Annotated in this window: 21 protein-coding genes and 5 tRNA genes; 15 read left to right on the top strand and 11 right to left on the bottom strand. The window is 44.6% G+C overall.

What is annotated here, in order from left to right; translation table 11 throughout:
* Window positions 1-16 precede the first annotated feature (16 nt).
* Entirely contained in the window at window positions 17-466 is a 450-nt protein-coding gene (locus tag KJB35_RS17615) for a DUF411 domain-containing protein (RefSeq protein WP_005382005.1), read from the top strand.
* Between the two features lie 65 nt (window positions 467-531).
* Here the strand turns inward: KJB35_RS17615 and KJB35_RS17610 are convergent, their stop codons facing one another.
* Both KJB35_RS17610 and KJB35_RS17605 read right to left on the bottom strand, forming a co-directional pair.
* Window positions 532-1,224, bottom strand: a complete 693-nt coding sequence (locus KJB35_RS17610) for an oligogalacturonate-specific porin KdgM family protein (protein WP_005382004.1) — start codon at window positions 1,222-1,224, stop codon at window positions 532-534.
* A gap of 439 nt (window positions 1,225-1,663) precedes the next feature.
* On the bottom strand, window positions 1,664-4,315 hold the full coding sequence (locus KJB35_RS17605) for a beta-N-acetylhexosaminidase (protein WP_054575473.1): 2,652 nt from the start codon (window positions 4,313-4,315) through the stop codon (window positions 1,664-1,666).
* 494 nt (window positions 4,316-4,809) lie between these two features.
* Between KJB35_RS17605 and KJB35_RS17600 the strand changes: the two genes are divergently transcribed.
* Together KJB35_RS17600 and KJB35_RS17595 are read left to right on the top strand one after the other, a co-directional pair.
* Window positions 4,810-5,682 carry a TraB/GumN family protein gene (locus tag KJB35_RS17600; RefSeq protein WP_054576682.1) on the top strand — a complete coding sequence of 291 codons (873 nt, stop codon included), beginning with the start codon at window positions 4,810-4,812 and terminating at the stop codon, window positions 5,680-5,682.
* Between the two features lie 137 nt (window positions 5,683-5,819).
* Window positions 5,820-6,203: a hypothetical protein gene (locus KJB35_RS17595; RefSeq protein WP_005384085.1), complete on the top strand. Its 384-nt coding sequence runs from the start codon at window positions 5,820-5,822 to the stop codon at window positions 6,201-6,203.
* A gap of 442 nt (window positions 6,204-6,645) precedes the next feature.
* On the opposite strand, the gene KJB35_RS17590 is transcribed toward KJB35_RS17595, so the two are convergent.
* Window positions 6,646-6,722 (bottom strand) — tRNA-Pro (locus KJB35_RS17590).
* A 259-nt stretch (window positions 6,723-6,981) separates the two neighbouring features.
* Between KJB35_RS17590 and KJB35_RS17585 the strand changes: the two genes are divergently transcribed.
* From KJB35_RS17585 to rluF, 3 genes are all read left to right on the top strand, one after another.
* Window positions 6,982-7,122, top strand: coding sequence for a DUF3149 domain-containing protein (locus tag KJB35_RS17585; protein ID WP_005382236.1), 141 nt, complete (start codon window positions 6,982-6,984; stop codon window positions 7,120-7,122).
* 132 nt (window positions 7,123-7,254) lie between these two features.
* Window positions 7,255-7,836 (top strand): DNA endonuclease SmrA, encoded by a 582-nt coding sequence (smrA, locus tag KJB35_RS17580; RefSeq protein ID WP_005382233.1) that lies wholly within the window; start codon window positions 7,255-7,257, stop codon window positions 7,834-7,836.
* 94 nt (window positions 7,837-7,930) lie between these two features.
* Complete coding sequence (rluF, locus tag KJB35_RS17575; RefSeq protein ID WP_213908009.1) at window positions 7,931-9,088, top strand: 23S rRNA pseudouridine(2604) synthase RluF; 1,158 nt, start codon at window positions 7,931-7,933, stop codon at window positions 9,086-9,088.
* A gap of 64 nt (window positions 9,089-9,152) precedes the next feature.
* On the opposite strand, the gene ybaK is transcribed toward rluF, so the two are convergent.
* From ybaK to hemA, 8 genes are all read right to left on the bottom strand, one after another.
* Window positions 9,153-9,626, bottom strand: a complete 474-nt coding sequence (ybaK, locus tag KJB35_RS17570; RefSeq protein WP_005382231.1) for a Cys-tRNA(Pro) deacylase — start codon at window positions 9,624-9,626, stop codon at window positions 9,153-9,155.
* A 102-nt stretch (window positions 9,627-9,728) separates the two neighbouring features.
* Window positions 9,729-11,411: a bifunctional UDP-sugar hydrolase/5'-nucleotidase UshA gene (gene ushA, locus KJB35_RS17565; RefSeq protein ID WP_213908010.1), complete on the bottom strand. Its 1,683-nt coding sequence runs from the start codon at window positions 11,409-11,411 to the stop codon at window positions 9,729-9,731.
* Window positions 11,412-11,631: 220 nt separating this feature from the next.
* Window positions 11,632-12,483 carry a 3-deoxy-8-phosphooctulonate synthase gene (kdsA, locus tag KJB35_RS17560; RefSeq protein ID WP_005384095.1) on the bottom strand — a complete coding sequence of 284 codons (852 nt, stop codon included), beginning with the start codon at window positions 12,481-12,483 and terminating at the stop codon, window positions 11,632-11,634.
* Between the two features lie 53 nt (window positions 12,484-12,536).
* A complete protein-coding gene (locus KJB35_RS17555; RefSeq protein ID WP_005384098.1) occupies window positions 12,537-13,346 on the bottom strand; it encodes a SirB1 family protein in 810 nt (269 codons plus the stop codon).
* 5 nt (window positions 13,347-13,351) lie between these two features.
* Complete coding sequence (locus tag KJB35_RS17550) at window positions 13,352-13,735, bottom strand: SirB2 family protein (RefSeq protein WP_005382225.1); 384 nt, start codon at window positions 13,733-13,735, stop codon at window positions 13,352-13,354.
* 40 nt (window positions 13,736-13,775) lie between these two features.
* Window positions 13,776-14,630 carry a peptide chain release factor N(5)-glutamine methyltransferase gene (prmC, locus tag KJB35_RS17545; RefSeq protein WP_064353686.1) on the bottom strand — a complete coding sequence of 285 codons (855 nt, stop codon included), beginning with the start codon at window positions 14,628-14,630 and terminating at the stop codon, window positions 13,776-13,778.
* A 3-nt stretch (window positions 14,631-14,633) separates the two neighbouring features.
* Window positions 14,634-15,722 carry a peptide chain release factor 1 gene (gene prfA / locus KJB35_RS17540; RefSeq protein WP_005382222.1) on the bottom strand — a complete coding sequence of 363 codons (1,089 nt, stop codon included), beginning with the start codon at window positions 15,720-15,722 and terminating at the stop codon, window positions 14,634-14,636.
* A gap of 29 nt (window positions 15,723-15,751) precedes the next feature.
* Entirely contained in the window at window positions 15,752-17,008 is a 1,257-nt protein-coding gene (gene hemA, locus KJB35_RS17535; protein ID WP_005384104.1) for a glutamyl-tRNA reductase, read from the bottom strand.
* Between the two features lie 134 nt (window positions 17,009-17,142).
* On the opposite strand from hemA, the gene lolB reads away from it, so the two are divergent.
* From lolB to KJB35_RS17490, 9 genes are all read left to right on the top strand, one after another.
* Window positions 17,143-17,781 (top strand): lipoprotein insertase outer membrane protein LolB, encoded by a 639-nt coding sequence (gene lolB, locus KJB35_RS17530; RefSeq protein ID WP_086046566.1) that lies wholly within the window; start codon window positions 17,143-17,145, stop codon window positions 17,779-17,781.
* Window positions 17,778-18,650, top strand: coding sequence for a 4-(cytidine 5'-diphospho)-2-C-methyl-D-erythritol kinase (gene ispE / locus KJB35_RS17525; protein WP_064369040.1), 873 nt, complete (start codon window positions 17,778-17,780; stop codon window positions 18,648-18,650). Before lolB ends, ispE begins: the two co-directional genes overlap by 4 nt.
* Window positions 18,651-18,677: 27 nt before the next feature.
* The gene (locus tag KJB35_RS17520) at window positions 18,678-19,622 is read left to right on the top strand and encodes a ribose-phosphate pyrophosphokinase (protein ID WP_005393176.1); all 945 of its coding nucleotides are present in this window, start codon (window positions 18,678-18,680) and stop codon (window positions 19,620-19,622) included.
* 151 nt (window positions 19,623-19,773) lie between these two features.
* The gene (gene pth, locus KJB35_RS17515) at window positions 19,774-20,364 is read left to right on the top strand and encodes an aminoacyl-tRNA hydrolase (protein WP_005384112.1); all 591 of its coding nucleotides are present in this window, start codon (window positions 19,774-19,776) and stop codon (window positions 20,362-20,364) included.
* Between the two features lie 10 nt (window positions 20,365-20,374).
* Entirely contained in the window at window positions 20,375-21,466 is a 1,092-nt protein-coding gene (gene ychF / locus KJB35_RS17510) for a redox-regulated ATPase YchF (RefSeq protein WP_005393178.1), read from the top strand.
* Window positions 21,467-21,750: 284 nt separating this feature from the next.
* Window positions 21,751-21,827 (top strand) — tRNA-Met (locus tag KJB35_RS17505).
* A gap of 40 nt (window positions 21,828-21,867) precedes the next feature.
* A tRNA-Leu gene (locus tag KJB35_RS17500) sits at window positions 21,868-21,952 on the top strand.
* Window positions 21,953-21,984: 32 nt separating this feature from the next.
* Window positions 21,985-22,059 (top strand) — tRNA-Gln (locus KJB35_RS17495).
* Between the two features lie 77 nt (window positions 22,060-22,136).
* Window positions 22,137-22,213, top strand: a tRNA-Met gene (locus tag KJB35_RS17490).
* Window positions 22,214-22,234: the final 21 nt, after the last annotated feature.

The raw sequence follows: 22,234 nt of genomic DNA, 5'->3' as shown, positions 1-22,234 counted from the left end.
TCTTTTTGAGGGTATTATGAAGTTGAAACTATTGACCTTTGCAATGCTTGCGACCGTGTCCGCCAACGTATTGGCAGCCGATGTCATTAACCATAAATCGCCATACTGTGGCTGTTGTGGAGAATGGACAAAACACATGGAAGAGAACGGCTTTACGGTCGAAGAAAAATTGCACGATGACATGAACGCCATCAAACGCGATCTAGGCATCAAGAATGAACAGCTTTACTCTTGCCACACGGCAGAGATCAACGGCTATCTGTTTGAAGGTCACATTCCAGCCGAAGACATTAAAGCGTTTTTGAAAAATCCACCACGTAACGCAAAAGGCTTATCAGTACCGGGCATGCCAATGGGCTCCCCTGGTATGGAATATGGCGACAAAAAAGACAGCTACACCGTTTACGCCTTTAACGAAAAAGGCCAAGTGTTCGAATATAGCCACCACGAAGGCAACGACCAATAAAAACAAAGCCCAGCGAGATAAACCGCTGGGCTTTTTCTTAATGGACAGTTAAGACAAATATAAAATTAGAAGCCGTAAGAGGCACCAAATACAAAAGCGTTATTCACTAGGCTGTCACCACTCGCGTTTTCTGCACCGTGTGCTTGACTACGGAACTCAAAGTAAGGTTGAACACCTTTACGAGTCCACGTTGCACGAAGCTCGTGGTCCATGGTTTCCGCTTCAATCATGTAGACGTTGTTGTAGCTTAGCGTCACATCCTCATTCATCACGTAACCGATGCGGTTGTCCATGCGGTAATCTGTATCCGCATCTGCGTCTGTCGCATCAATGTGCGCACGAGTACGGTTACTTAAGGAGATGCCGTTATCGAAGTTGTAACCGATCTTAACCAATGGACGGTACTGTACATTCTCGCCAGCAGAGAACAGGTGTTGGTAACCCGCGGCAACCCATAAATGATCGGTAATATTAAATGACTGCTCACCACCCACAGTGATTGCTGGTGTTGTGTTACCTGCGCCACCGTTTTCTGTTTCCAGTTTACCCAACTGAATACCATCAAATTCGGTGTAAACCGTAAAGCCGCCGAATTGGTTATCAAAAGTATGACCAGCTTCCAGTGTAGACGTAACGTCCGAACCATGAATTCGACCATCATCGTGGAATTGAACATTACCTGTTACGTAAGAAGAACCAGCAAAAGCGCTAGAAGCGAAAGCGAGAGAAAGAGCACTCAGTGCAAAAATGTTTTTCATAATTACTGCCTTTATTTATTCACGTTATGCGATAGTTTTAGAGGGCATCTCTTCCCTTTTATCGCAAACTTTGGAATGTGCCTCCTTGGCGTTCGCAATATTGTTTCAATTAATTCGCGATGAAAAATAAAACATTTTAAAAAGTGATCTTGTTCAAACCGAAGCTCAACAACCCTGATAAAAACATGGGAAATACAGGCACTTATCGTATTTTTATAAAATTATTCAAAAAATAGAAGTGTGATCGTAAACAGATAATTTATTGATATTTAGCAGATTAAGTCGATCCAGTTCACAATAACCTTGACCATTACAACCAAAAACTTATTTATCAATGAAAAATAATTAGACATCGATCACGCTTAATTTCCTCAAAAAATAAAGAAAGCCCCAACATGAGGTTGAGGCTTTGCCAAAAAATTAACTTACAAGAATTGAGTTATTTCACGCTGGTCACTCGACTTGCTTTCTCACCGGTTGCTGACACAGAACGGATAAACACTTCACCTTTCACATTTGGACGAGCATTATCTGCGTAAGTTAGCCAGTTCTTGCCGTCTAGAGAGTATTGAAGCTTCACCCCTGGGAACTGAACGTTCATTGCTAGCTTGCCATCTTCTACTTTCGCACCTGGTACAGGCAGGCGGTAGTCGATACCTGATTTTTCTAGCTTAGCCAGTTCACGTTGGCCAAGTACGTTCGCAAAGCGGTTGTAGTCTTGGTTTAGCGCAGCTTTGTCTACTAGGTTAGAGTTTTGCGAGTATTCAACACCCACTTTGTAGTCGTTTTCCCAATCAGCACGGTGCCATGCACGCTCAGCGGCTGCTAGTACGCGAGGGAATACCATGTACTCGTATTGCTCGTCGTTACGTACTGTCTCAGACCACAGCTGTGCTGATAGACCATAGAAAGGTTTCGCTTCGATTTCACCTTTACCAGTGAAGCCGTTACCATCGCGGTCTACAGAGGTTTCTGCGTTCTGAGGCATGTTCTCTGGTGCAAAACCAAACATCTTACGAGTATCTGTTGCACGCGTCGCCCAGTAGTAACCACGCTCTTTCGGGTCAACTTCGTACGGCATGTCCATGTATACGTAGTCTGGGTTAGAAACGATAACGTCGTAACCTTTCTTAGACCATTCGTACACTGATGATGTGCCACCCCAGTAAAGAACGTCCCAGAAGTTAACACGTGTGTTTTCTGTTGCGAACGCTTTCTCACCTTCACTGTGCTTAAGGCCATCTTGCCAAGCTTGGAAGTTTGGAATGCCTTTCTCTGCCACCATCTTCGACACTTCTTCTGCAAAGTGGCTTGGTAGATGAGCAAAATCGCTTACCGTACCGTCTGCAATTAGCGTCTGACATTGTGGTGACTGTGCGAATGGCTTGTCTTGCTTAGACAAATCAATGTTACCCTTCCAGCTTACTTTGTCTTCTGCGTTGATGTCTTGCAGACCAGCGCCTAGCTTGATGTTCTTCGCTTCGTCACCACCAAAGTGCCATGTTGTTAGCGGCGTGCCCGCTTCTTGGTGCATTGCTGCTACTTCTGAAATCACTTTATCAACAAAGCGAGTTGAAGATTCCATACATGGGTTGATGAAGCTTTGCTTGTTGTAGAACTGAACCGTCGTTACGTTCGATGTATCTTGAGGGTCCATCAGGCGGTACTCGTTCGCTTCGGCTTCTTTGCCTTCTTCCATCAGACGGTCGTAACGTGCTTCCATTGATATCACTGCTGCACGTGCGTGCGCTGGCATATCGATTTCAGGAATCACTTCGATGTTACGCGCTTTCGCGTACTTCAAGATGTCCACGTAGTCTGCTTTGCTGAAGAAGCCAGAGCCAAAGTTGTCTGTCGTTGCGCCTGAGCCAAGCTGAGGCAGTAAACAGCTTTTCTCTTCCAAATCGAAACAACGGTTAGCACCCACTTCAGTCAGCTCAGGCAGACCCGGGATTTCTAAACGCCAGCCTTCATCATCCGTTAGGTGAAGGTGTAGTTTGTTCATCTTGTACGCGGCCATTTGGTCAAGCGTTGCAAGAATTGCGTCTTTAGAGTGGAAGTTACGAGCCACGTCCACCATCACACCACGGTAATCAAAACGCGGCGCATCTTTAATAGACAGTTGTGGTAGAGAATCAGCATTTTGGCTATCTACCAGGCCAAAGATAGATTGTACTGCGTAGAAAGCACCTGCTTGGTCAAACGCTTTAATCGCAATACCGTCGCCTTTGATGCTCATTTCGTAAGCACCAGATTTTGCCAATTCACCGGTGAAGTCTGCAGGAACAACAGTGATGCTTACAGGAAGATCACCACGAACATCCACACCTACCACTTCTGCACGACCTTGAATTGCTGCGTATTGAGCCGCATCGAATGCGTCTTTAGGCAGCGCAATACCCGCCGCGATATCTACCGTACCTTTACCTGCTTCAACAGACATTGGCGTTGGTAGTAACGTGGTTGATACGTCTTGTTTTGCTAGATCTTCGTTCTTCTCGAAACGAGACACAGCGCTCGCAAATACGTTGTTGTCATCTGGCGTACGTTTTAGGTTGTTACCCTCAAGGCCAGTCACGAAAGATGCAACGTCTTCTGTGTTAAGAGAAGCGATCATCTTAGGCTCTGCATTTGGTGCAGCAACGAAAGCGCCTGGCATGAAGTCAGTTTCAAATAGCTGCCAGTATTCAGCAACAAGAGGAAGCACAACCTCTTCACCCGCAGCAAAACCATCAAACTTATCTGTTGGTTCTAGTTTGTGTAGATCACCCGTTACGCGAGAGATTTTAAACTGTTCGTTTTCAACATCCAGAATCAGACGAATGCTATGGAAGTAAATAGCCCAATCTTTTGAGTCAACCGCTTCACCTTGGTTAACCAGCGTCATGTTTACCTTGTTACAAGACGCCCACTCAGCCCCTAAGTCCTGACAAGCAAGACCTTCGTTTGCACCGTGGTTAGTCAACACTTGGTATTGAATATCAAGATTATTAGCCAACGAATTTACAACTTGTTGTTCAGAGCTTTGCAGCGCAGAGCAACCTGCTAATGTAGTGATAACAGAAACAGCAATCAGACTAGGTTTAAACATCTTACTTCCCCAAAAAAGTCAGTGGTTCAAAACGACAATGATAAAAATCTCGGCCCCTCAAATGCGAGGTGCCTAACCGTTACATTCAACATACAACCTGTTATTTCTAAGCGTAAAATAAATAGAAATAGGAAGTGATCCAGTTCAAAAAATGACACTCAGAAAAAATAATAAAAACCTAATTTTCATGGAGTTACAATACACGTCAAAATCGAACAACTTGTTTTGACGAGTTTGCTGCGATCTAGGTCACTTATATTCATGAGTTACGACTGATTTTGTAAGATTTGGATCACGCCTAATTATTTTGTGAGCCATTAGTAAGCGAATTACCTATTTACCTTTCGTGAAGTGACTCTCATTTATTCGTCGTCAAAACTCGTCAATATTTTTAGAAATGACGATTTTGTCGAATACCCCACTGGAGAAATTGCACTTAACCTCACGCTATTTTGCGTATAAAGTTTAAAGGTATCTTATCTGAGGACCATTCTATGTTTCGTCTCTTGACGCTCATATCATCTCTACTTGTTACTTTGACTCCTTTTTCATCTTATGCAGAGCCACAGCATTGGTTAGCAAAAAAAGGGGAAACCGAACTTATGATTATTGGCTCGGTACATGTGGGGGATAAAACGATGTACCCACTCCCTAGAACGGTCATCCAGCATTTAAGCCAAAGCACAGGGTTGATTATTGAAGCAGACGTCAGGAATTCTGAAGGCTTGGTTTACCCACAAACAACCATTCTTTCTAAAGATGTTTTAGACAGAGCTCAACGTCGCCACTTAATTGAAATTGCCCAAGATTTAGGTTTGCCAGAAACTCAACTCCTAAATTCCCCACCTTGGATGGCCGCATTCACCATCCAACTCGCTTTAGTCAACAAACTGGGGTATGTCTCTGATAAAGGGGTCGACATGCACTTAATAGGACTCGCTGATAAAAAGCAAATCCCGGTCATTCCACTAGAGTCCGTGCAATTCCAAATCGATTTAATCGCAGGTCAATCAGAAGGCGGTAAAGAGATACTTCTCTCATCAATTGAAGAATATGATGGCGGAGAAGAGTTGGTTCAATGCTTGATAGAGAGTTGGAAGAGTGGTGATGGTAGCATGTTGGTCGAAGCCTCTTTGACCGATCATACAACAGAAGAGTTTAACCAAGCCTTTTTATACGAGCGTAATCGAGATTGGGCTAAAAAACTCGACACTGGCAGTGTTCTACCTCAGCAATCGGGTCGTTACACCGTTGTTGTTGGTGGCTTGCATTTAGTAGGTAAAGATAACCTGATTGAACTGCTTAAAAATCGGGGATTTAACATCAAACCACTGGGTAAGACGCGCCAAGCAAATTGTGATATCTAGTGATTGTTTGAAAAATGCCATTTAAATACAACCATTTAAAATTCATTCAAACTTTCTTATAAAACGCCGTTAAGCTAAGTGGATACAAAACAACTCATATGAAATTTAAATATTTATTCCTATACACGATTGGAATTATGCTCACTTCTTCGCTGTCTTATGCTAAACCGCCATGCAACGTAGAAGCTTTTCAAGCTATTGATATAACTCCGGAAGTAAAAGGCGGTGTTTTAGATAAAGAGAGTGGTCAATTTCTTATTACCGAAAAACCAATGATGCGTTGCGCGAACATCACGTTTTCAACAGCCCACACTCGAAATCGCGTTGCACATATGATGAACCAAGGCTTTGAAGCGGTTTACTATGATGGAAATACAAGCAAATCTCACTCAGTAACGTTTGATGAAGACGATTTAAAAGCGGGTTACGTCAAGATTGGGCCAAATCACCCAAAGACCGCTTATGTCTGTTTCACTACTTCTGAAACTCCTATCAATACTATCTCGTGTGACATCAAGTAATAAATTTACTCGCTCTTAAAAAATGAAAAGGCCCTACATTTCTGTAGAGCCTTCCTCTCAATACGTGTCGGTGAAGAGCCATGTTCTAACTTCAAGCGAACCCCATTTGGTTCGATACTATTGAAGTCTAAAATTACTAGCACTAAAAACGACGAAAGCCTGCTCATTGAGCAGGCTTTCTGAAAGTGGTCGGTGAAGTAGGGATTCGACGCGACTGGGCTTCCAGAGGACTGGCATTCCAGACCCCGATCCTCTGGTTCCAAATAAATATCACCAAATACGAAAAAGGCTCTACATTTCTGTAGAGCCTTTTTCTCAATATGTGTCGATGAAGAGCCATATTCTAACTTCAGGCGAACTCCATTTGGTTCGCTACTATCAAAGTCAAATTTGCTGCCGCTAAAACGACGAAAGCCTGCTCATTGAGCAGGCTTTCTGAAAGTGGTCGGTGAAGAGGGATTCGAACCCCCGACCCTCTGGTCCCAAACCAGATGCGCTACCAAGCTGCGCTATTCACCGAGATGTTTAACTGAGGAATTGTCCCCGTCAACGAATGCGTATATTACGGATTCTGAACTGTGGCGCAAGTGCTTTTTACAAAAAAACCTTAGGTCTTAATTCGTTTGATGAATAACTGAACACTAGCACGTAAAATGTGACTGATAACTCACAACAAAATACAGTTTATTAACCTTAGCAACATAATTGATCCAGATCAGTGTGCAACAAGACACCGCCATTTAGTTTATTCCTGTCGGGAACATCTTGGAGGAAACGTATGGACTTTTGGCTTGATCTCCTATTTGGTAATGCAGTGGGTCTATCGTCAATGATAGTAATTTTTGGGGCAATTGGTCTGATGTTATTTTACGGCGGTTTCTTCATATACAAGATCATGAACGACAAATCTCCTCACTAGATCTCGCTTAGCTCTAGAAACGCTTTGCACCGGAGTCGGTTACTTGCCTACTCCGGTTTTTTATTTGATCTCAATGCACCACTCATTGATATAATCCTATTATTCTTCCCTGTTCTTAATGAGATTACTGCTATGTCTCACGACGACGATTTTGATCTATTTCAACAGATGATGGGCGATGTAAAGCCAATCACTCAAGACACCACCGAACACAAAAAAGTACACCAAGTAACAGAAGCACAGCTCGCAAAACGCGAAGCAGCAATCTGGTTAACGGAAGATGACCCAGAATACCTATCACTTGATCACGCTGAAATGCTCAAGCCAGAGGACTTTGTTGAGTTCAAACGTGATGGTGTACAGGACGGGGTTTACCGCAAACTTCGCCTTGGTAAGTATCCAATCCAAGCTCGCTTGGATTTGCACCGTAAAACATTGAAAGAAGCACGTGATGAAGTCGTGACGTTTTTAAAGCAATGCCTATCAATGGACATTAGAACCGTCGTTATCGTCCATGGTCGAGGAGAACGCTCAAATCCACCTGCAATGATGAAAAGCTTTGTTAGCAGTTGGCTACGACAAATAAAGGAAGTCCAATGCGTCCATAGTGCGCAACGCTTTCACGGTGGAACTGGAGCCGTTTACGTCCTACTTAGAAAAAGTGCGGAAAAGAAATTAGAAACCCGCGAACGTCACCAAAAACGGTTAGGCTAAATTTCACCCTAATGCTAGAATGCCCGCCCTTATTCTTCCTTCCCCTTAGAGGAAGGGAGCTTCATTCGCCGTTGTGAAACGTTAGGAGACAAAAATGTCACAAGACAACGCTAAACGATTAAATAAATTCATCAGTGAAACGGGGTTTTGCTCACGCCGTGAAGCAGACAGACTGATTGAGCAAGGCCGTGTCACCATTAATGGCAACAAACCTGAAATGGGGACAAAAGTGCTACCTGGTGATGATGTTTGTGTGGATGGTAAGCCAGTGGCAGCAAAAGAGAAGCCGATTTATATCGCTCTCAATAAACCAACAGGCATCACCTGTACAACTGAGAGAGACGTCCCTGGAAACATCGTTGATTTCATCGGCCACCAAAAACGTATCTTTCCGATCGGCCGCTTAGACAAACCCTCTGATGGTCTGATCTTTTTGACCAACGATGGCGACATCGTGAACAAAATCCTTCGCGCAGGCAACAGCCACGAAAAAGAGTACGTCGTACGCGTGGACAAGCCAATTACAGGCGAGTTTCTCAAACAGATGTCGAGTGGCGTTAAGATTCTCGACACAGTCACCCTACCTTGTAAGGTAACGAAAGAAACTAAATTCTCTTTCCGTATTGTGCTCACTCAAGGACTTAACCGTCAGATCCGTCGCATGTGTGAAGCGCTGGGCTATGAAGTATTCAAGCTGCGTCGCGTACGCATCATGAATATCTCTCTTGATGGTATTCCCAATGGGAAATGGCGTTATCTAAGTGACGAAGAAGTGGCAGAGATCCTAGCAATGTGTGAAGGCTCGGTAGGTACAGAAGAAGCATCAAAAACAGACTCTAGAGGTCGCAACATTCGTAAAGCGACCGACGCGAAGCTGTTTGATAGCCGTGAAGAAAACCAAGATTCTACTGCTCGTCGTAACCAGAAGACACGAACTTTCCGTGGTAACAATGCTGATGAATTCCGTCATGCACCAAACTCGAAAAAAGGTCAACAAAAGCGTCGTCAGTGTGATGATGAAGGCGGACGTCCAGCTAAAGAACATTACAAAGCGAAACCACAAGGTGAACGCAGCAGACCGCAAGGCGAGCATGGTAAATCACACCGTAAACCAGATGCATCGAGCAATACGCATTCAGTAAACAAGCCTCAATCACCGAGTAAGCCCAAGCAGCATTACATGAACCCAAATGCCGCGAAACCAAGTAAACCAGCTAAACGCACTGGTGGTACATTGAGTCTGAAGAAGTAACGCTTCACTGACAGGCAAGATCAAAAAAGGACGCTCATGAGCGTCCTTTTTATTTGTCATGAGTTTACAAACAAAGAGGTGCAAACTGACCGCGAGTTAAGCTCAGCAAATCTCTCGGGGCTAACTCAATTTCTAAACCACGTTTACCAGCACTCACACAGATTGTGTCTTGCTCTGCTGCGCTTTCGTGCAAAAAAGTAGGTAAGGCTTTCTTCTGCCCTAGTGGGCTAATTCCACCAACGACATAACCTGTGGTCTTTTGGGCGATTTCCGGATCAGCCATATCGGCCTTTTTGCCCTTCGCTGCTTTCGCCGCCAGTTTTAGGTTCAGCTTTTGATCAACAGGGATAATCGCAACCGCAAGGTTCTTTGGCTCCCCGTTCAAGCAGAACAACAAGGTTTTAAATACTGTTTTCGGATCCTGCCCCAGTACTTCAGCAGCCTCCAAGCCATAACTATCGGCTCTAGGGTCATGCTCATACTGATGAATCGTGTGTGGAATTTTTTTCTTTTTCGCAAGATTAATGGCCGGAGTCATCAAGATTCTCCTCATAAAAACAAAAAGCGCAGATTGAATTGGATCTGCGCTTTTAGTTAATGATATCAGCGAGTTTGAGTCAATCGCTTTTTCTCTGTTGGGTTACTGATCAATCGCCGTATCAACTAAATACGTGATTTCACCTGAAGGGGCATACTCATTAACATCAATAGGGCTGTGTGTTTCTAAATAATCCTTCAAAACCTCAGCATCGGTAAAACCTGTATTTACATACCCTGGATGATCGTCGATTTTAGGGTAACCATCACCACCAGCAGCATTATAGCTTGGTACGGTAAAGCGGTAATTACCATCTAAGCGAAGTTGCTTATTACCAATGAACACATTGGTTACCTCACCATTATTGATACTCATCGCAATACCCGCAAACTGCGCGTAAGCTCCAGAGTCGACAGGTTTAGTTGCAACGACATTTAGGTAATCCAATACTTCTTTGCCCGTCATATCAACGTAAGAGACCATATTGCCAAATGGCTGAACAGTCAGCACATCTTTGTAGGTAATCTCACCTGCTGCAATCGAATCGCGAACGCCGCCAGAATTCATTACGGCGAAATCTGCTTTTGCACGTTCCATGTGAGCCGTTGCAATTAATCGACCTAAGTTTGTTTGCTGGTAACGAACAACACTGCGGTCACCCTCAAGCTTACCGTTAGATTCTGCAATCTTCACGTTTAGCTTGCCCTGACCTTTTTCTTGATAAGGACGAAGAAACTCAAGCATCGCTTCGTCTTGTTCAATCTCTTCTTGGATCAAAACTCGTTGCGACTGACCATCAACTTTAATTTTCTTTTTCAAGTTTACAGGGATTAGATCGTAGCTCACCATCGAGAGTTCGCCATTACGAAACTCGTAATCGGCGCGTCCCACATATTTCCCCCACTCATGTGCCTGAACAATAAAGGTACCATTTTGTTTATCGGGCTGACATTCATCACCTGGTTTAAAGTTCTTTTTGATAACGTTTGGACCTTCCATGCACACAGGTTCTTGTGAGTGTCCTCCAACGATCATGTCGAGATCGCCGTCATTCAAATAACGAGCTAACGCCACATCGCCAGGAGCATTGATGCCTCTATTACCATTTTCATAGTGTCCCATATGCGTGACAGCAAAAATCAGATCTGGATACTCTGTCTCTTTCAGTTCTGCAATCAACTTCTTGGCTTCTTCTTTTGGGTCACGGAAGTCAATTTGTTCAATGAATTCAGGGTTGCCAAGTTTCGCTGTGTCTTCGGTTGTAAGGCCAATGACCGCAATTTTAATGCCCTGCTTGTTAAACATCGCGTATGGTTGGAATAAACGCTTGCCAGTATTTTTATCGTAAATATTGGCAGACAACATCGGAAAGTTTGCCCACTCTTGCTGCTTGAATAGCACGTCCAATGGATTATCAAACTCATGATTACCTAGAGCCATCGCATCGTAACCAATTTTGCTCATGCCTTTGAAATCCGGCTCGGCATCTTGTAAATCAGACTCAGGTACTCCTGTGTTGATGTCACCACCAGAAAGCAGTAACACGCTGCCCCCCTCAGCCTGTATTTCTTCGCGCAAATCATCGATTAACGTTTTACGCGCCGCCATGCCATATTCACCGTATCGATTTTGCCAAAAGCGACCATGATGATCGTTAGTGTGCAACACGGTCAATTTATAGGTTGTATCGGCATTCCATTCTGGTGCAGGTTGCGTAGCACACCCAGCTAACGAGACCAAGATAGCGGCACTCAAAACAGTTTTGATCATCAGACGCTGATTCATTTATTTACCTTTTTCTTATTGGGATTACTGACGCACATTTTAAGCATTCGATCTATTTGAAAACCACGTGCACCCTAACACATTGATTTAATAATTATGATGCATTGTTTAGCAATAACAAATTCATCAGTAACAAGTTTGAGAATTTACAGTTTTTCAGATAAAAAAATAGCCAACACTCGGTTGGCTATAGTATTTGTTACCACCAGTCATCTGGCGTTTACTTGATATCGATATCTGCAAAGCTCTTGATTAGATCATCAAGCGATTTCATTTGTGCTAAGAATGGCTCTAACTTGTCTAGAGGCAGTGCAGATGGGCCATCACAACGCGCTTGGTCTGGGTTTGGGTGCGCTTCGATAAATAGACCTGCGATGCCTGTCGCTAGACCCGCTTTTGCAAGCTCAACTGTCTGCTCACGACGGCCGCCAGATGCTGCGCCTGATGGGTCACGCATTTGTAGTGAGTGCGTTACGTCAAAGATGATTGGGCTACCTTTTGAAGCATTTTTCATCACACCAAAACCAAGCATATCTACAACTAGGTTATCGTAACCGTGGCAAGAACCGCGCTCACATAGGATGATCTTGTCGTTACCGCATTCTGCGAACTTCTCAACGATGTTACCCACTTGACCAGGGCTCATAAATTGAGGTTTCTTCACGTTGATAACCGCACCTGTTTTAGCCATAGCTTCAACAAGGTCAGTTTGACGAGCTAGGAATGCAGGAAGCTGAATAACGTCTACCACGTCAGCGACAGGTTGAGCTTGCGCTTCAGTGTGAACGTCCGTGATGATCTTTACACCAAAAGTGTCTTTCAGCTCCTGAAAGATTTTCATACCTTCTTCCAGACCTGGACCACGGTATGAATGAACAGAACTGCGGTTTGCTTTGTCAAACGACGCCTTAAATACGTAAGGAATACCAAGTTTTTCCGTTACTTTTACGTAGTGCTCACAGATCTGCATCGCAAGATCACGAGACTCAAGAACGTTCATACCTGCAAATAGGGTGAATGGCTTGTCGTTAGCAACCTGAATGTCGCCGATATTAACGATTTTCTGTTCCATTTTGATTCTCTTTTTCTGTCCACGATACGCCACCGTTCGGCACATCGATAAAATTAGTGAAGTGTGACGTGCGTTTCACTCATCACATTAACTTGTGATTTTAGTAGCTCGGAAGCCGGATCGTCAGGGCATTGGTCAATAAAGTACTGAAAATCTGATACCGCTACTTGAGGGCACTCTAGCTGTTGGAAAATAAAACCACGGTCACGAATTTCGTATGGGTCATCTGGCACAAATGTTAGAGCAAGATTTGTACAACGTAATGCCAGCGTATAATGCTCTTCACGCAACATCGCACTTTTAATCAACGCCAACCAGCGACCAATAATTGTTGGGTTGTCAGCTTCCTCAAAATGTTCAGGCTTTAGCTGAGCTAGCGGTCCTTCTTGGCCAATAAGCCAAGCTTGAAGAATCCTTTCACCTACATACTCACCATTAAATGGGTTGATGTAGTCTGGCTTCTTATGCATCCAGTCGACTTTTAACAGGAACTGAGTAGGGAAAGTAACTCCCTTCAACGGGAACCCCAGCTTTTTGCCTAGGTATAACAAAATCGAACCTAAGCTCACAGGAATACCTTTTCTGCGCTCCAACACTTTATCGATGAAGCTGTTGTCCGAAATAAAGTATTCCTGCTCGTCGCCTTTAAACCCCCACTCGTGGAAAAACAGTCGTAGGAATGCATCAAATCGTTGCTCTTCATCGGTTTCATGAACAAGCGTGGCTTCTGCATCTTTGTAAAGACGCTCTAACTCTTGTTTCGCCCAATGTACTTTGGTTTCTGGGTTAATCGCTTTGTTTAGCTCAAGCGCACCCTCCACCAACGGTATATTGTCAAAATCTTCGTCAAAAAACTCTAACATGACGTCTATCCAAATAACGTAGGGCTCTTAGACACAGCAATGTTTGCAGCCATGACCAACCAACCTAATGCGCCGAAAAAGCCAAATATCTTCAGTAGGTTGTTTTTCGCAAGTTTCAATGAGAAGAATCCAAGCGCAATGTACGCCAGTACGCAGGTGATTTTGTTTGTTAACCACGGTGCGGCATCGGTAAACGGGATGAAACCCGTAATGAAAATAAGCGCGATACCTGACACTAGCAATGCAGTATCAACGATGTGGGGAAACACTTTCAAAAAGCGATTATTTCGCTTCGGTGAGTTCATCATCATTAACACGAATCGGATCGATAGTAGCGTCGCGCTGAGAGCGATCGTCACTAAGTGTATGTGTTTTAGAGCTACGTACATTTTTCTTCTCTTTTTAGTTAGTGTTTGCTGACTTCCATGATTAACTGGCCAGACAACCAAGCGTTACTCGATCGTTACCGCCATAATCTTTTTCCGTAGCGACCTGTTGGTAACCAAAGCCACGCATTATCTCACGCACCGCCTCACCTTGATCATAACCATGTTCAAATGCCAGCCAACCGCCCACTTCAAGATACTGACGAGCAAGATCCGAGATATGACGAATATCAGCTAAGCCATTCTCTTTAGCAACTAATGCAGATTTTGGCTCAAAGCGCACATCACCTTGGGATAAATGTGGATCTTTTTCATCAATATACGGCGGATTGGAGACAATTAAAGCAAACTTCGTACCTTCTGTAATAGGCTCAAACCAACTGCCTTGAGCAAAGGTCACATTTTTGATGTTTAGCTGCTCAGCATTGTACTCTGCAAGTGTTTTCGCTTCTTGTTTGAGATCTACGCCCATCACTTGACGTTTTGGCATTTCAGATGCGAGTGCGATAGCAATTGCCCCCGTCCCCGTTCCAAGATCTAAAATAGGCCCAGTTTGCTCGTAGGTCTTATCGAGTGCAACCTCGACCAAACGTTCTGTATCCGGTCTTGGGATCAAGGTAGAGGGAGAAACTTTGAACGGTAAAGACCAAAACTCTCGCTCACCAATAATATAAGCGACGGGTTCACCAGTTAAACGTCGTTCAAGTAGAGCGTCGAATTTTGCTTGTTGCTCTGCTTCTAATGCTTTTTCTGGCCAGGTCAGTAGATAAGTTCGTGGTTTGCCAAGGACATGGCAAAGGAGTACAGCTGCATCGAGAGAAGGCGACTCTTTGCCGCCTTCTGCCAGTTTCGCCGTCGCACTTTTCAGTGCTTGCTCAATCGATTGAACTTGGCTCATCGATTAGCCGTTCTCTGCGAGCGCCGCAAGTTGGTCTGCTTGGTGCTCTTGAATCACAGGATCAATCAAGCTCTGCAGGTCACCTTCCATCACTTCGTTCAAACGATAGATGGTCAGGTTGATACGGTGATCAGACACACGACCTTGTGGGTAGTTGTATGTACGAATACGGTCACTACGGTCACCAGAACCTAGAAGGTTACGACGTGTATCAGACACTTCTGCGGCACGACGCTCTTCTTCCGCTTGAACGATACGAGCAGCAAGAACCGCCATTGCTTTCGCTTTGTTCTTGTGCTGTGAACGCTCATCCTGACACTCTACTACCGTACCCGTTGGTAAGTGGGTAATACGAATTGCAGAATCCGTGGTGTTAACGTGCTGACCACCCGCGCCAGATGCACGGAACGTATCGATTTTCAGGTCTGCTGCTTTGATTTCAGGCAGATCCGCTTCAGGGATTTCCGCCATTACTGCTACTGTACAAGCAGAAGTATGCACACGGCCTTGAGATTCAGTTGCAGGAACACGCTGTACACGGTGACCGCCTGACTCAAATTTCAACACGCCGTATGCACCGTCGCCGCTTACTTTCGCGATCATCTCTTTGTAACCACCGTGCTCTGCCTCGTTTGAAGACATGACTTCGATGCGCCAGCCACGCTTTTCTGCGTACTTGCTGTACATACGGAATAGATCACCCGCGAAGATACCCGCTTCGTCGCCACCCGCACCTGCACGAATTTCTAGGAAACAGTTACGATCATCGTTCGGATCTTTTGGCAGAAGAAGAATCTGTAACTCATCAGTAAGACGCTCAATCGTCGCTTTCGCTTCTTTGATTTCTTCTTGCGCCATTTCACGCATTTCTTCGTCGTCTTCGTTTGCCATCTCTTCAGCGGCGACAAGATCTTCTTGTGCTTGTTGATAAGCTTGGAAGCACTTGGTTACTTCTTCTAGCTGAGAGTACTCTCTTGATAGAGCACGGAATTTGTCCTGATTTCCAATTACATCAGGATCACCAAGAAGATGTTGAACTTCTTCGTAACGTTCTACTAGCGTTTCTAGCTTAGTCAGAATAGAGGCTTTCATAGTGTCGTTTTCTTAATAAAAAGCGTGAGTTATAGATCATCCAAGCCAAGTGTTTGGCGGATAATCGTTAATTTTGCTGGTTCGCCTTGCTCTGCTGCACTTTGCAATGCGCGAGTTGGAGCGTGAATCAGTTTGTTGGTGAGTTTATTACTCAGCTCGCGCAGCACTTTCTCCGGATCTGCGCCTGCCGCTAAAGATTGCAAACTTTTGCTCAGTAACTCTTCACGAATTTCGTTGGCTGATTTGCGATAGTCGCGAATACTATCGACGGCTTGCAGTGAACGCAACCATGTCATAAATGCAGCGCTTTCTTCACTAACAATCGCTTCAGCTTGAATCGCTTCGACTTTACGCTGCTCAATGTTGCTGTCGATGATAGATTGCAAGTCATCAACAGAATACAGATATGCGTCGTTCAGTTCACCGACTTCCGACTCTACATCTCGCGGCACCGCAATATCTACTAACAAGATAGGTTGATGTCGGCGCTGCTTTAGAGCCGTTTCGACCATACCTTTGCCAATAATAGGCAATGGGCTCGCCGTTGAGCTAATCACAATGTCCGCTTTCGCCAAATGTTCAGGAATTTCGTTCAAACTGATCACTTCTGCGCCAAATTGGTCCGCTAAGCCTTGCGCGCGCTCTTTAGTGCGGTTCGCGACAATCATTTTTGTGCAACCGTTGGACGCTAAATGCTTCGCGACCAATTCAATCGTCTCGCCCGCACCAACTAAAAGCACGGTTGAATCTGATAACGACTCAAAAATATGTTTTGCCAGTGTACATGCCGCATAAGCCACGGACACGGCATTACCACCAATATCTGTCTCTGTTCTTACCCGTTTGGCGACTGAGAACGTCTTTTGAAACAGTTTATCAATCGAGGCATCGACAGCTTGATGATCTCGCGAGTCAGAAAATGCTTGCTTTACCTGCCCCAAAATTTGAGGCTCACCCAACACCAGAGAGTCAAGACCGCACGATACGCGCATCAAATGCTTTATTGCAGCTTGTTCTTCATGAACATACAAACTCGGCATTAAATCTTCGCGGCTCACTTGATGAAATTGAGCAAGCCAATCGATCAACTTGTTTCGCGCTCCTTGCTTAACATCGCAGTACAACTCAGTTCGGTTACAGGTTGAAACAATCACACTGCCGTTAACCGCTTCGTGCTCTCTAAGTTGCTCGAGTGCAGGGCCGAGTTTATCCGGACCAAACGCCACCTTCTCTCGCAAGTCGACAGACGCTGTATTGTGATTAATTCCAATAGCAAGCAAGGACATCTAACGTGGTATCTCTGGGATAGGTTATAAAATAGGTCCAGAATTTTACTGTAAGCACGCATTTATTGAAAGGGTAAGCCGGATTTGTTTTCCTAAGTGCGACTTTTCAATGCTATAGTTGTGAGCGATTCCCGATGAAACAGATTAATAAGCCATCAAACATGACGTTACGCTCCTTTATTCTTTTTTTCTTGTCGAGCTTACTGCTCGCTGGTTGTTCGTCCGTTCCAGAAAGTGTTACCAGCGTTGAATGGCAAGCTCATGAGCAGCGACTCGAAACCATCCAAGATTTTCAAGCAACGGGGAAACTTGGTTATATTGGCCCAGACCAAAGACAAAATTTAAACTTCTACTGGAAACATTCTTCAGCACTAAGCCAGTTGCGTTTAACAACGATTCTCGGACAAACGGCATTAAAGCTCACCATCACCCCACAAGGCGCCACAGTAGAAACTTACGACGATCAGGTCCTTTCTTCTCGCAGTGCTAACCAGCTGATTTACCGTCTTACAGGGTTGATGATGCCCGTCGAACACATGCCTGACTGGCTATTAGGTCTACCGACCGATGCCGACAAATTCCAACTGTCTCCAACCAATACACTGCAAGCGTTAAACAAACAAATTGGTTTAAATGATTGGAGTATTGCTTATCAACGATATGGCGACGTTCAATGGCATGAACAGTCTCTCCCTCTGCCAAATAAGCTGAAACTCACCACAGCTGATGTCAAAATAAATCTAGTGATCACAAAATGGAACATCACCCAATGATTGAACTTTCAACACGCTGGCCATCACCAGCGAAATTGAATCTCTTTCTATATATCAACGGCCGTACAGAGAATGGCTACCACGAGTTACAAACCTTATTCCAATTCGTCGATCACGGCGATGAGCTCACCATTCAAGCGAACCATTCTGGTGATATTACGATTTCTCCAGACATAGAAGGTGTGCCCCTTCAAGACAATTTAATTTGGAAAGCAGCAACCGCGCTTCAAACTTACTCAAACTGCCCTTTTGGCGCGCATATTGAGCTACAGAAAGTGCTGCCTATGGGTGGAGGCATTGGTGGGGGCTCATCGAATGCAGCTACAGCATTAGTGGCACTGAATTACTTATGGCAACTGAATCTAACTGACGACGAACTGGCTGAAATAGGTTTAAAACTAGGCGCAGACGTGCCCGTATTTGTGCGCGGATTTGCAGCTTTTGCTGAAGGTGTTGGTGAAAAACTCTCTCCTGCTTATCCCGAAGAAAAGTGGTATTTAGTCGTCAGACCGAATGTATCTATCGCAACCGTCGACGTTTTTTGTCATCCAGATCTGACGCGAAACACCCCAAAACGAGATCTAGAAACACTTTTAAATACGCCAAGCGTAAACGATTGCGAAAAAATTGTACGAATGCTCTACCCAGAGGTTGATAAGCAACTTTCTTGGCTGCTACAATACGCGCCGTCAAGATTGACTGGGACAGGATCTTGCGTTTTTGCTGAATTTTCGAGCAAATCTGAAGCAGAAACTATCCTTGCACAACTCTCTGATAAAGTCTCGGCATTTATCGCTCAAGGGCGCAATATTTCGCCATTAAAAGAGACTTTGGCTGAATACCAATCAGCCTCACACCGACCTATTTAAACTGGACGCAAACCCGAGGTTTCCACCGTGCCTGATATGAAGCTATTTGCTGGTAACGCAACACCTGAACTAGCCCAACGTATTGCTGATCGTCTTTACATCTCTCTTGGTGATGCATCTGTTTCTCGCTTTTCTGATGGCGAAGTTGCAGTTCAAATCAATGAGAATGTTCGTGGTAGCGATGTTTTCATCATTCAATCCACTTGTGCACCGACTAACGACAACCTAATGGAATTGGTTGTTATGATTGATGCAATGCGCCGTGCTTCAGCAGGCCGTATCACTGCAGTTATCCCTTACTTCGGCTACGCTCGCCAAGACCGTCGTGTACGTTCTGCGCGTGTGCCAATTACTGCAAAAGTTGTTGCTGATTTCCTATCTAACGTTGGTGTTGACCGCGTTCTAACTATCGACCTACACGCAGAGCAAATTCAAGGCTTCTTCGATGTACCTGTAGACAACATCTTCGGCACGCCAGTGCTACTTGAAGATATGCAGGCTCGCGGTCTAGATAACCCTGTAGTGGTATCTCCTGACCTAGGTGGCGTTGTTCGTGCTCGTGCAACAGCAAAAGCACTAGGCGACATCGACATCGCAATCGTAGATAAGCGTCGTCCACGTGCAAACGTTTCTGAAGTAATGAACCTAATCGGTGATGTTGAAGGTCGTGACTGTGTGATCGTTGATGACATGATCGACACAGGTGGCACACTATGTAAAGCAGCTGAAGCACTAAAAGAGCGCGGTGCTAAGCGTGTATTCGCTTACGCTACTCACGCAGTATTCTCAGGCAACGCTGCGGATAACATCAAGAACTCAGTTCTTGACCAAGTTATCGTAACTGACTCTATCTCTCTGTCTAAAGAGATGGCTGCAACAGGTAAAGTGACAACACTAAGCCTATCTCGCATGCTGGCTGAAGCGATTCGTCGTATCAGCAACGAAGAGTCAATCTCTGCAATGTTCAACTAATACGAACATTTCAGTTACACTGATTTCAAAAGCACCCCTCTTTGGGGTGTTTTTTTATTTGTACTGATAACTAGAAAATCCCTTGGTCGCCCACCACGAGTTTTCTGTGCTATCATACTGCGCTTTTTGAGATTCCAGAGAGATCCTAACCTTGAGTCAACAAATCAAACTTCTTGTTGGTCTTGCTAATCCAGGACCAGAATACGCCAGAACTCGTCACAATGCGGGCGCTTGGGTTGTAGAAGAATTAGCACGCGTTCACAACGTTACACTGAAGAACGAACCAAAGTTTTTTGGTCTAACAGGACGCATTATGGTCAATGGCCAGGATCTCCGTTTGCTTATCCCAACCACCTTCATGAATCTATCAGGTAAATCGATCGCAGCGCTTGCGAAATTTTATCAAATTAAACCTGAAGAGATCATGGTTGCTCATGACGAGCTAGACTTACCGCCAGGTGTCGCTAAGTTTAAAAAAGGTGGGGGTCACGGTGGACACAACGGTCTGCGTGACACCATTAGCAAACTGGGCAATAACAAAGATTTTTATCGTCTTCGTATTGGCATTGGTCATCCGGGACACAAAGATAAAGTGGCGGGTTTTGTATTAGGTAAAGCGCCAGCTAAAGAGCAAGAGCTTTTAGATGCAGCAGCTGATGAGGCTGTTCGTTGTCTAGATATCCTGATTAAGGATGGCCTATCTAAAGCACAAAATCGCCTCCACACGTTCAAAGCTGAATAAGGTTACTATCATGGGTTTTAAATGTGGCATCGTTGGTCTACCTAACGTAGGTAAATCAACTCTGTTCAACGCACTAACTAAAGCGGGTATCGAAGCAGCAAACTTCCCGTTCTGTACCATTGAACCAAACACTGGTGTGGTTCCTGTGCCAGATCTACGTCTAGACGCACTAGCTAAGATCGTTAACCCACAGAGAGTTCTTCCAACGACGATGGAGTTCGTGGACATCGCTGGTCTTGTTGCTGGTGCATCACGTGGTGAAGGTTTAGGTAACAAATTCCTAGCTAACATCCGTGAAACAGACGCGATTGGCCACGTTGTACGCTGTTTTGAAAACGAAAACATTGTTCACGTTTCAGGTAAAGTTTCACCTATCGAAGATATCGAAGTGATCAACCTTGAACTTGCAATGGCTGACCTTGATTCTTGTGAGCGAGCGATTCAACGTAACGCGAAGAAGGCAAAAGGCGGCGATAAAGACGCAAAATTTGAACTAACCGTACTAGAAAAACTGTTACCAGTACTAACTGAAGGCGGCATGGCACGCACAGTTGAGCTATCTAAAGAAGAGTTAGCAGCAATCGGCTACCTAAACTTCCTAACACTGAAGCCAACTATGTACATTGCAAACGTAAACGAAGATGGCTTCGAAAATAACCCATATCTAGATGCGGTTCGTGAGTTCGCAGAAAAAGAAAACAATGTCGTTGTACCTGTATGTGCAGCTATCGAATCTGAACTATCTGAACTAGAAGATGAAGATCGCGAAGAATTCCTAGCAGATATGGGGATCGAAGAGCCGGGCCTGAACCGTGTAATTCGCTCTGGTTACGAACTACTGACTCTACACACCTACTTCACAGCAGGTGTTAAAGAAGTACGTGCTTGGACAATCCCTGTTGGTGCAACTGCGCCTCAGGCGGCAGGTAAGATCCACACTGACTTCGAGAAAGGCTTTATTCGTGCAGAAGTAGTCGGTTACGACGATTTCATCCAATTCAATGGTGAAAATGGCGCAAAAGACGCAGGTAAATGGCGTCTAGAAGGTAAAGACTACATCGTAAAAGATGGCGATGTTGTACACTTCCGCTTCAATGTTTAATTAAATGAATGAATTCTAAACACTTCATTTACACTAAAAGCCAGCTGTTAAGCTGGCTTTTTTAATACCTTAAGTAAATGAACAAAAATAAATTACGCAACTGCAAGCTAATTTATTTCCAGTTTTAGATCATAAACACGCCTCTTTGTTTAAAAAGGAAGCGAACGAGGTTTTTTCCGAAATTTATTAAAAAAAACTGTTGACGGATCTCACTCAACTTCGCATAATGCGCGCCGTTCCCAACGACAAGGCAACAAAGCGTTGAGAACAAAAAATATGGTTTTGGCTACGTAGCTCAGCTGGTTAGAGCACATCACTCATAATGATGGGGTCACAGGTTCGAATCCCGTCGTAGCCACCATTCCTAAATGTTCTTTTTATCAGAGCAGTTAGGAATAGATGCGGAAGTGGCGGAATTGGTAGACGCACCAGATTTAGGTTCTGGCGCCGCAAGGTGTGAGAGTTCAAGTCTCTCCTTCCGCACCATATTTTAAATAGTCATTGTGACTATTGCCTGCAGGTCTATCGCCAAGCGGTAAGGCAGCGGCTTTTGATGCCGCCATTCCCTGGTTCGAATCCAGGTAGACCTGCCATTATTCAAGTGAGATTCCTTTATAAAAGGGGTTGTCACTGAGAGCGTGAAGGTTTATATTGTCTCGCTCCAAAAGATGGCTACGTAGCTCAGCTGGTTAGAGCACATCACTCATAATGATGGGGTCACAGGTTCGAATCCCGTCGTAGCCACCATGAACAACGTTATTTAGGTTT

The organism is Vibrio sp. D431a, from assembly GCF_030248655.1.
Taxonomy (GTDB): Bacteria; Pseudomonadota; Gammaproteobacteria; order Enterobacterales; family Vibrionaceae; genus Vibrio; species Vibrio alginolyticus.
The sequence above is the reverse complement of the archived record's forward strand: the minus strand, read 5'-3'. Positions and strand labels throughout refer to the sequence as shown.

Coding starts and splice junctions, on each gene's coding strand:
- KJB35_RS17615 (WP_005382005.1), top strand. CDS start 17: ATGAAGTTGAAACTATTGACCTTTGCAATGCTTGCGACCGTGTCCGCC.
- KJB35_RS17610 (WP_005382004.1), bottom strand. CDS start 1,224: ATGAAAAACATTTTTGCACTGAGTGCTCTTTCTCTCGCTTTCGCTTCT.
- KJB35_RS17605 (WP_054575473.1), bottom strand. CDS start 4,315: ATGTTTAAACCTAGTCTGATTGCTGTTTCTGTTATCACTACATTAGCA.
- KJB35_RS17600 (WP_054576682.1), top strand. CDS start 4,810: ATGTTTCGTCTCTTGACGCTCATATCATCTCTACTTGTTACTTTGACT.
- KJB35_RS17595 (WP_005384085.1), top strand. CDS start 5,820: ATGCTCACTTCTTCGCTGTCTTATGCTAAACCGCCATGCAACGTAGAA.
- KJB35_RS17585 (WP_005382236.1), top strand. CDS start 6,982: ATGGACTTTTGGCTTGATCTCCTATTTGGTAATGCAGTGGGTCTATCG.
- smrA (WP_005382233.1), top strand. CDS start 7,255: ATGTCTCACGACGACGATTTTGATCTATTTCAACAGATGATGGGCGAT.
- rluF (WP_213908009.1), top strand. CDS start 7,931: ATGTCACAAGACAACGCTAAACGATTAAATAAATTCATCAGTGAAACG.
- ybaK (WP_005382231.1), bottom strand. CDS start 9,626: ATGACTCCGGCCATTAATCTTGCGAAAAAGAAAAAAATTCCACACACG.
- ushA (WP_213908010.1), bottom strand. CDS start 11,411: ATGAATCAGCGTCTGATGATCAAAACTGTTTTGAGTGCCGCTATCTTG.
- kdsA (WP_005384095.1), bottom strand. CDS start 12,483: ATGGAACAGAAAATCGTTAATATCGGCGACATTCAGGTTGCTAACGAC.
- KJB35_RS17555 (WP_005384098.1), bottom strand. CDS start 13,346: ATGTTAGAGTTTTTTGACGAAGATTTTGACAATATACCGTTGGTGGAG.
- KJB35_RS17550 (WP_005382225.1), bottom strand. CDS start 13,735: ATGTACGTAGCTCTAAAACACATACACTTAGTGACGATCGCTCTCAGC.
- prmC (WP_064353686.1), bottom strand. CDS start 14,630: ATGAGCCAAGTTCAATCGATTGAGCAAGCACTGAAAAGTGCGACGGCG.
- prfA (WP_005382222.1), bottom strand. CDS start 15,722: ATGAAAGCCTCTATTCTGACTAAGCTAGAAACGCTAGTAGAACGTTAC.
- hemA (WP_005384104.1), bottom strand. CDS start 17,008: ATGTCCTTGCTTGCTATTGGAATTAATCACAATACAGCGTCTGTCGAC.
- lolB (WP_086046566.1), top strand. CDS start 17,143: ATGAAACAGATTAATAAGCCATCAAACATGACGTTACGCTCCTTTATT.
- ispE (WP_064369040.1), top strand. CDS start 17,778: ATGATTGAACTTTCAACACGCTGGCCATCACCAGCGAAATTGAATCTC.
- ychF (WP_005393178.1), top strand. CDS start 20,375: ATGGGTTTTAAATGTGGCATCGTTGGTCTACCTAACGTAGGTAAATCA.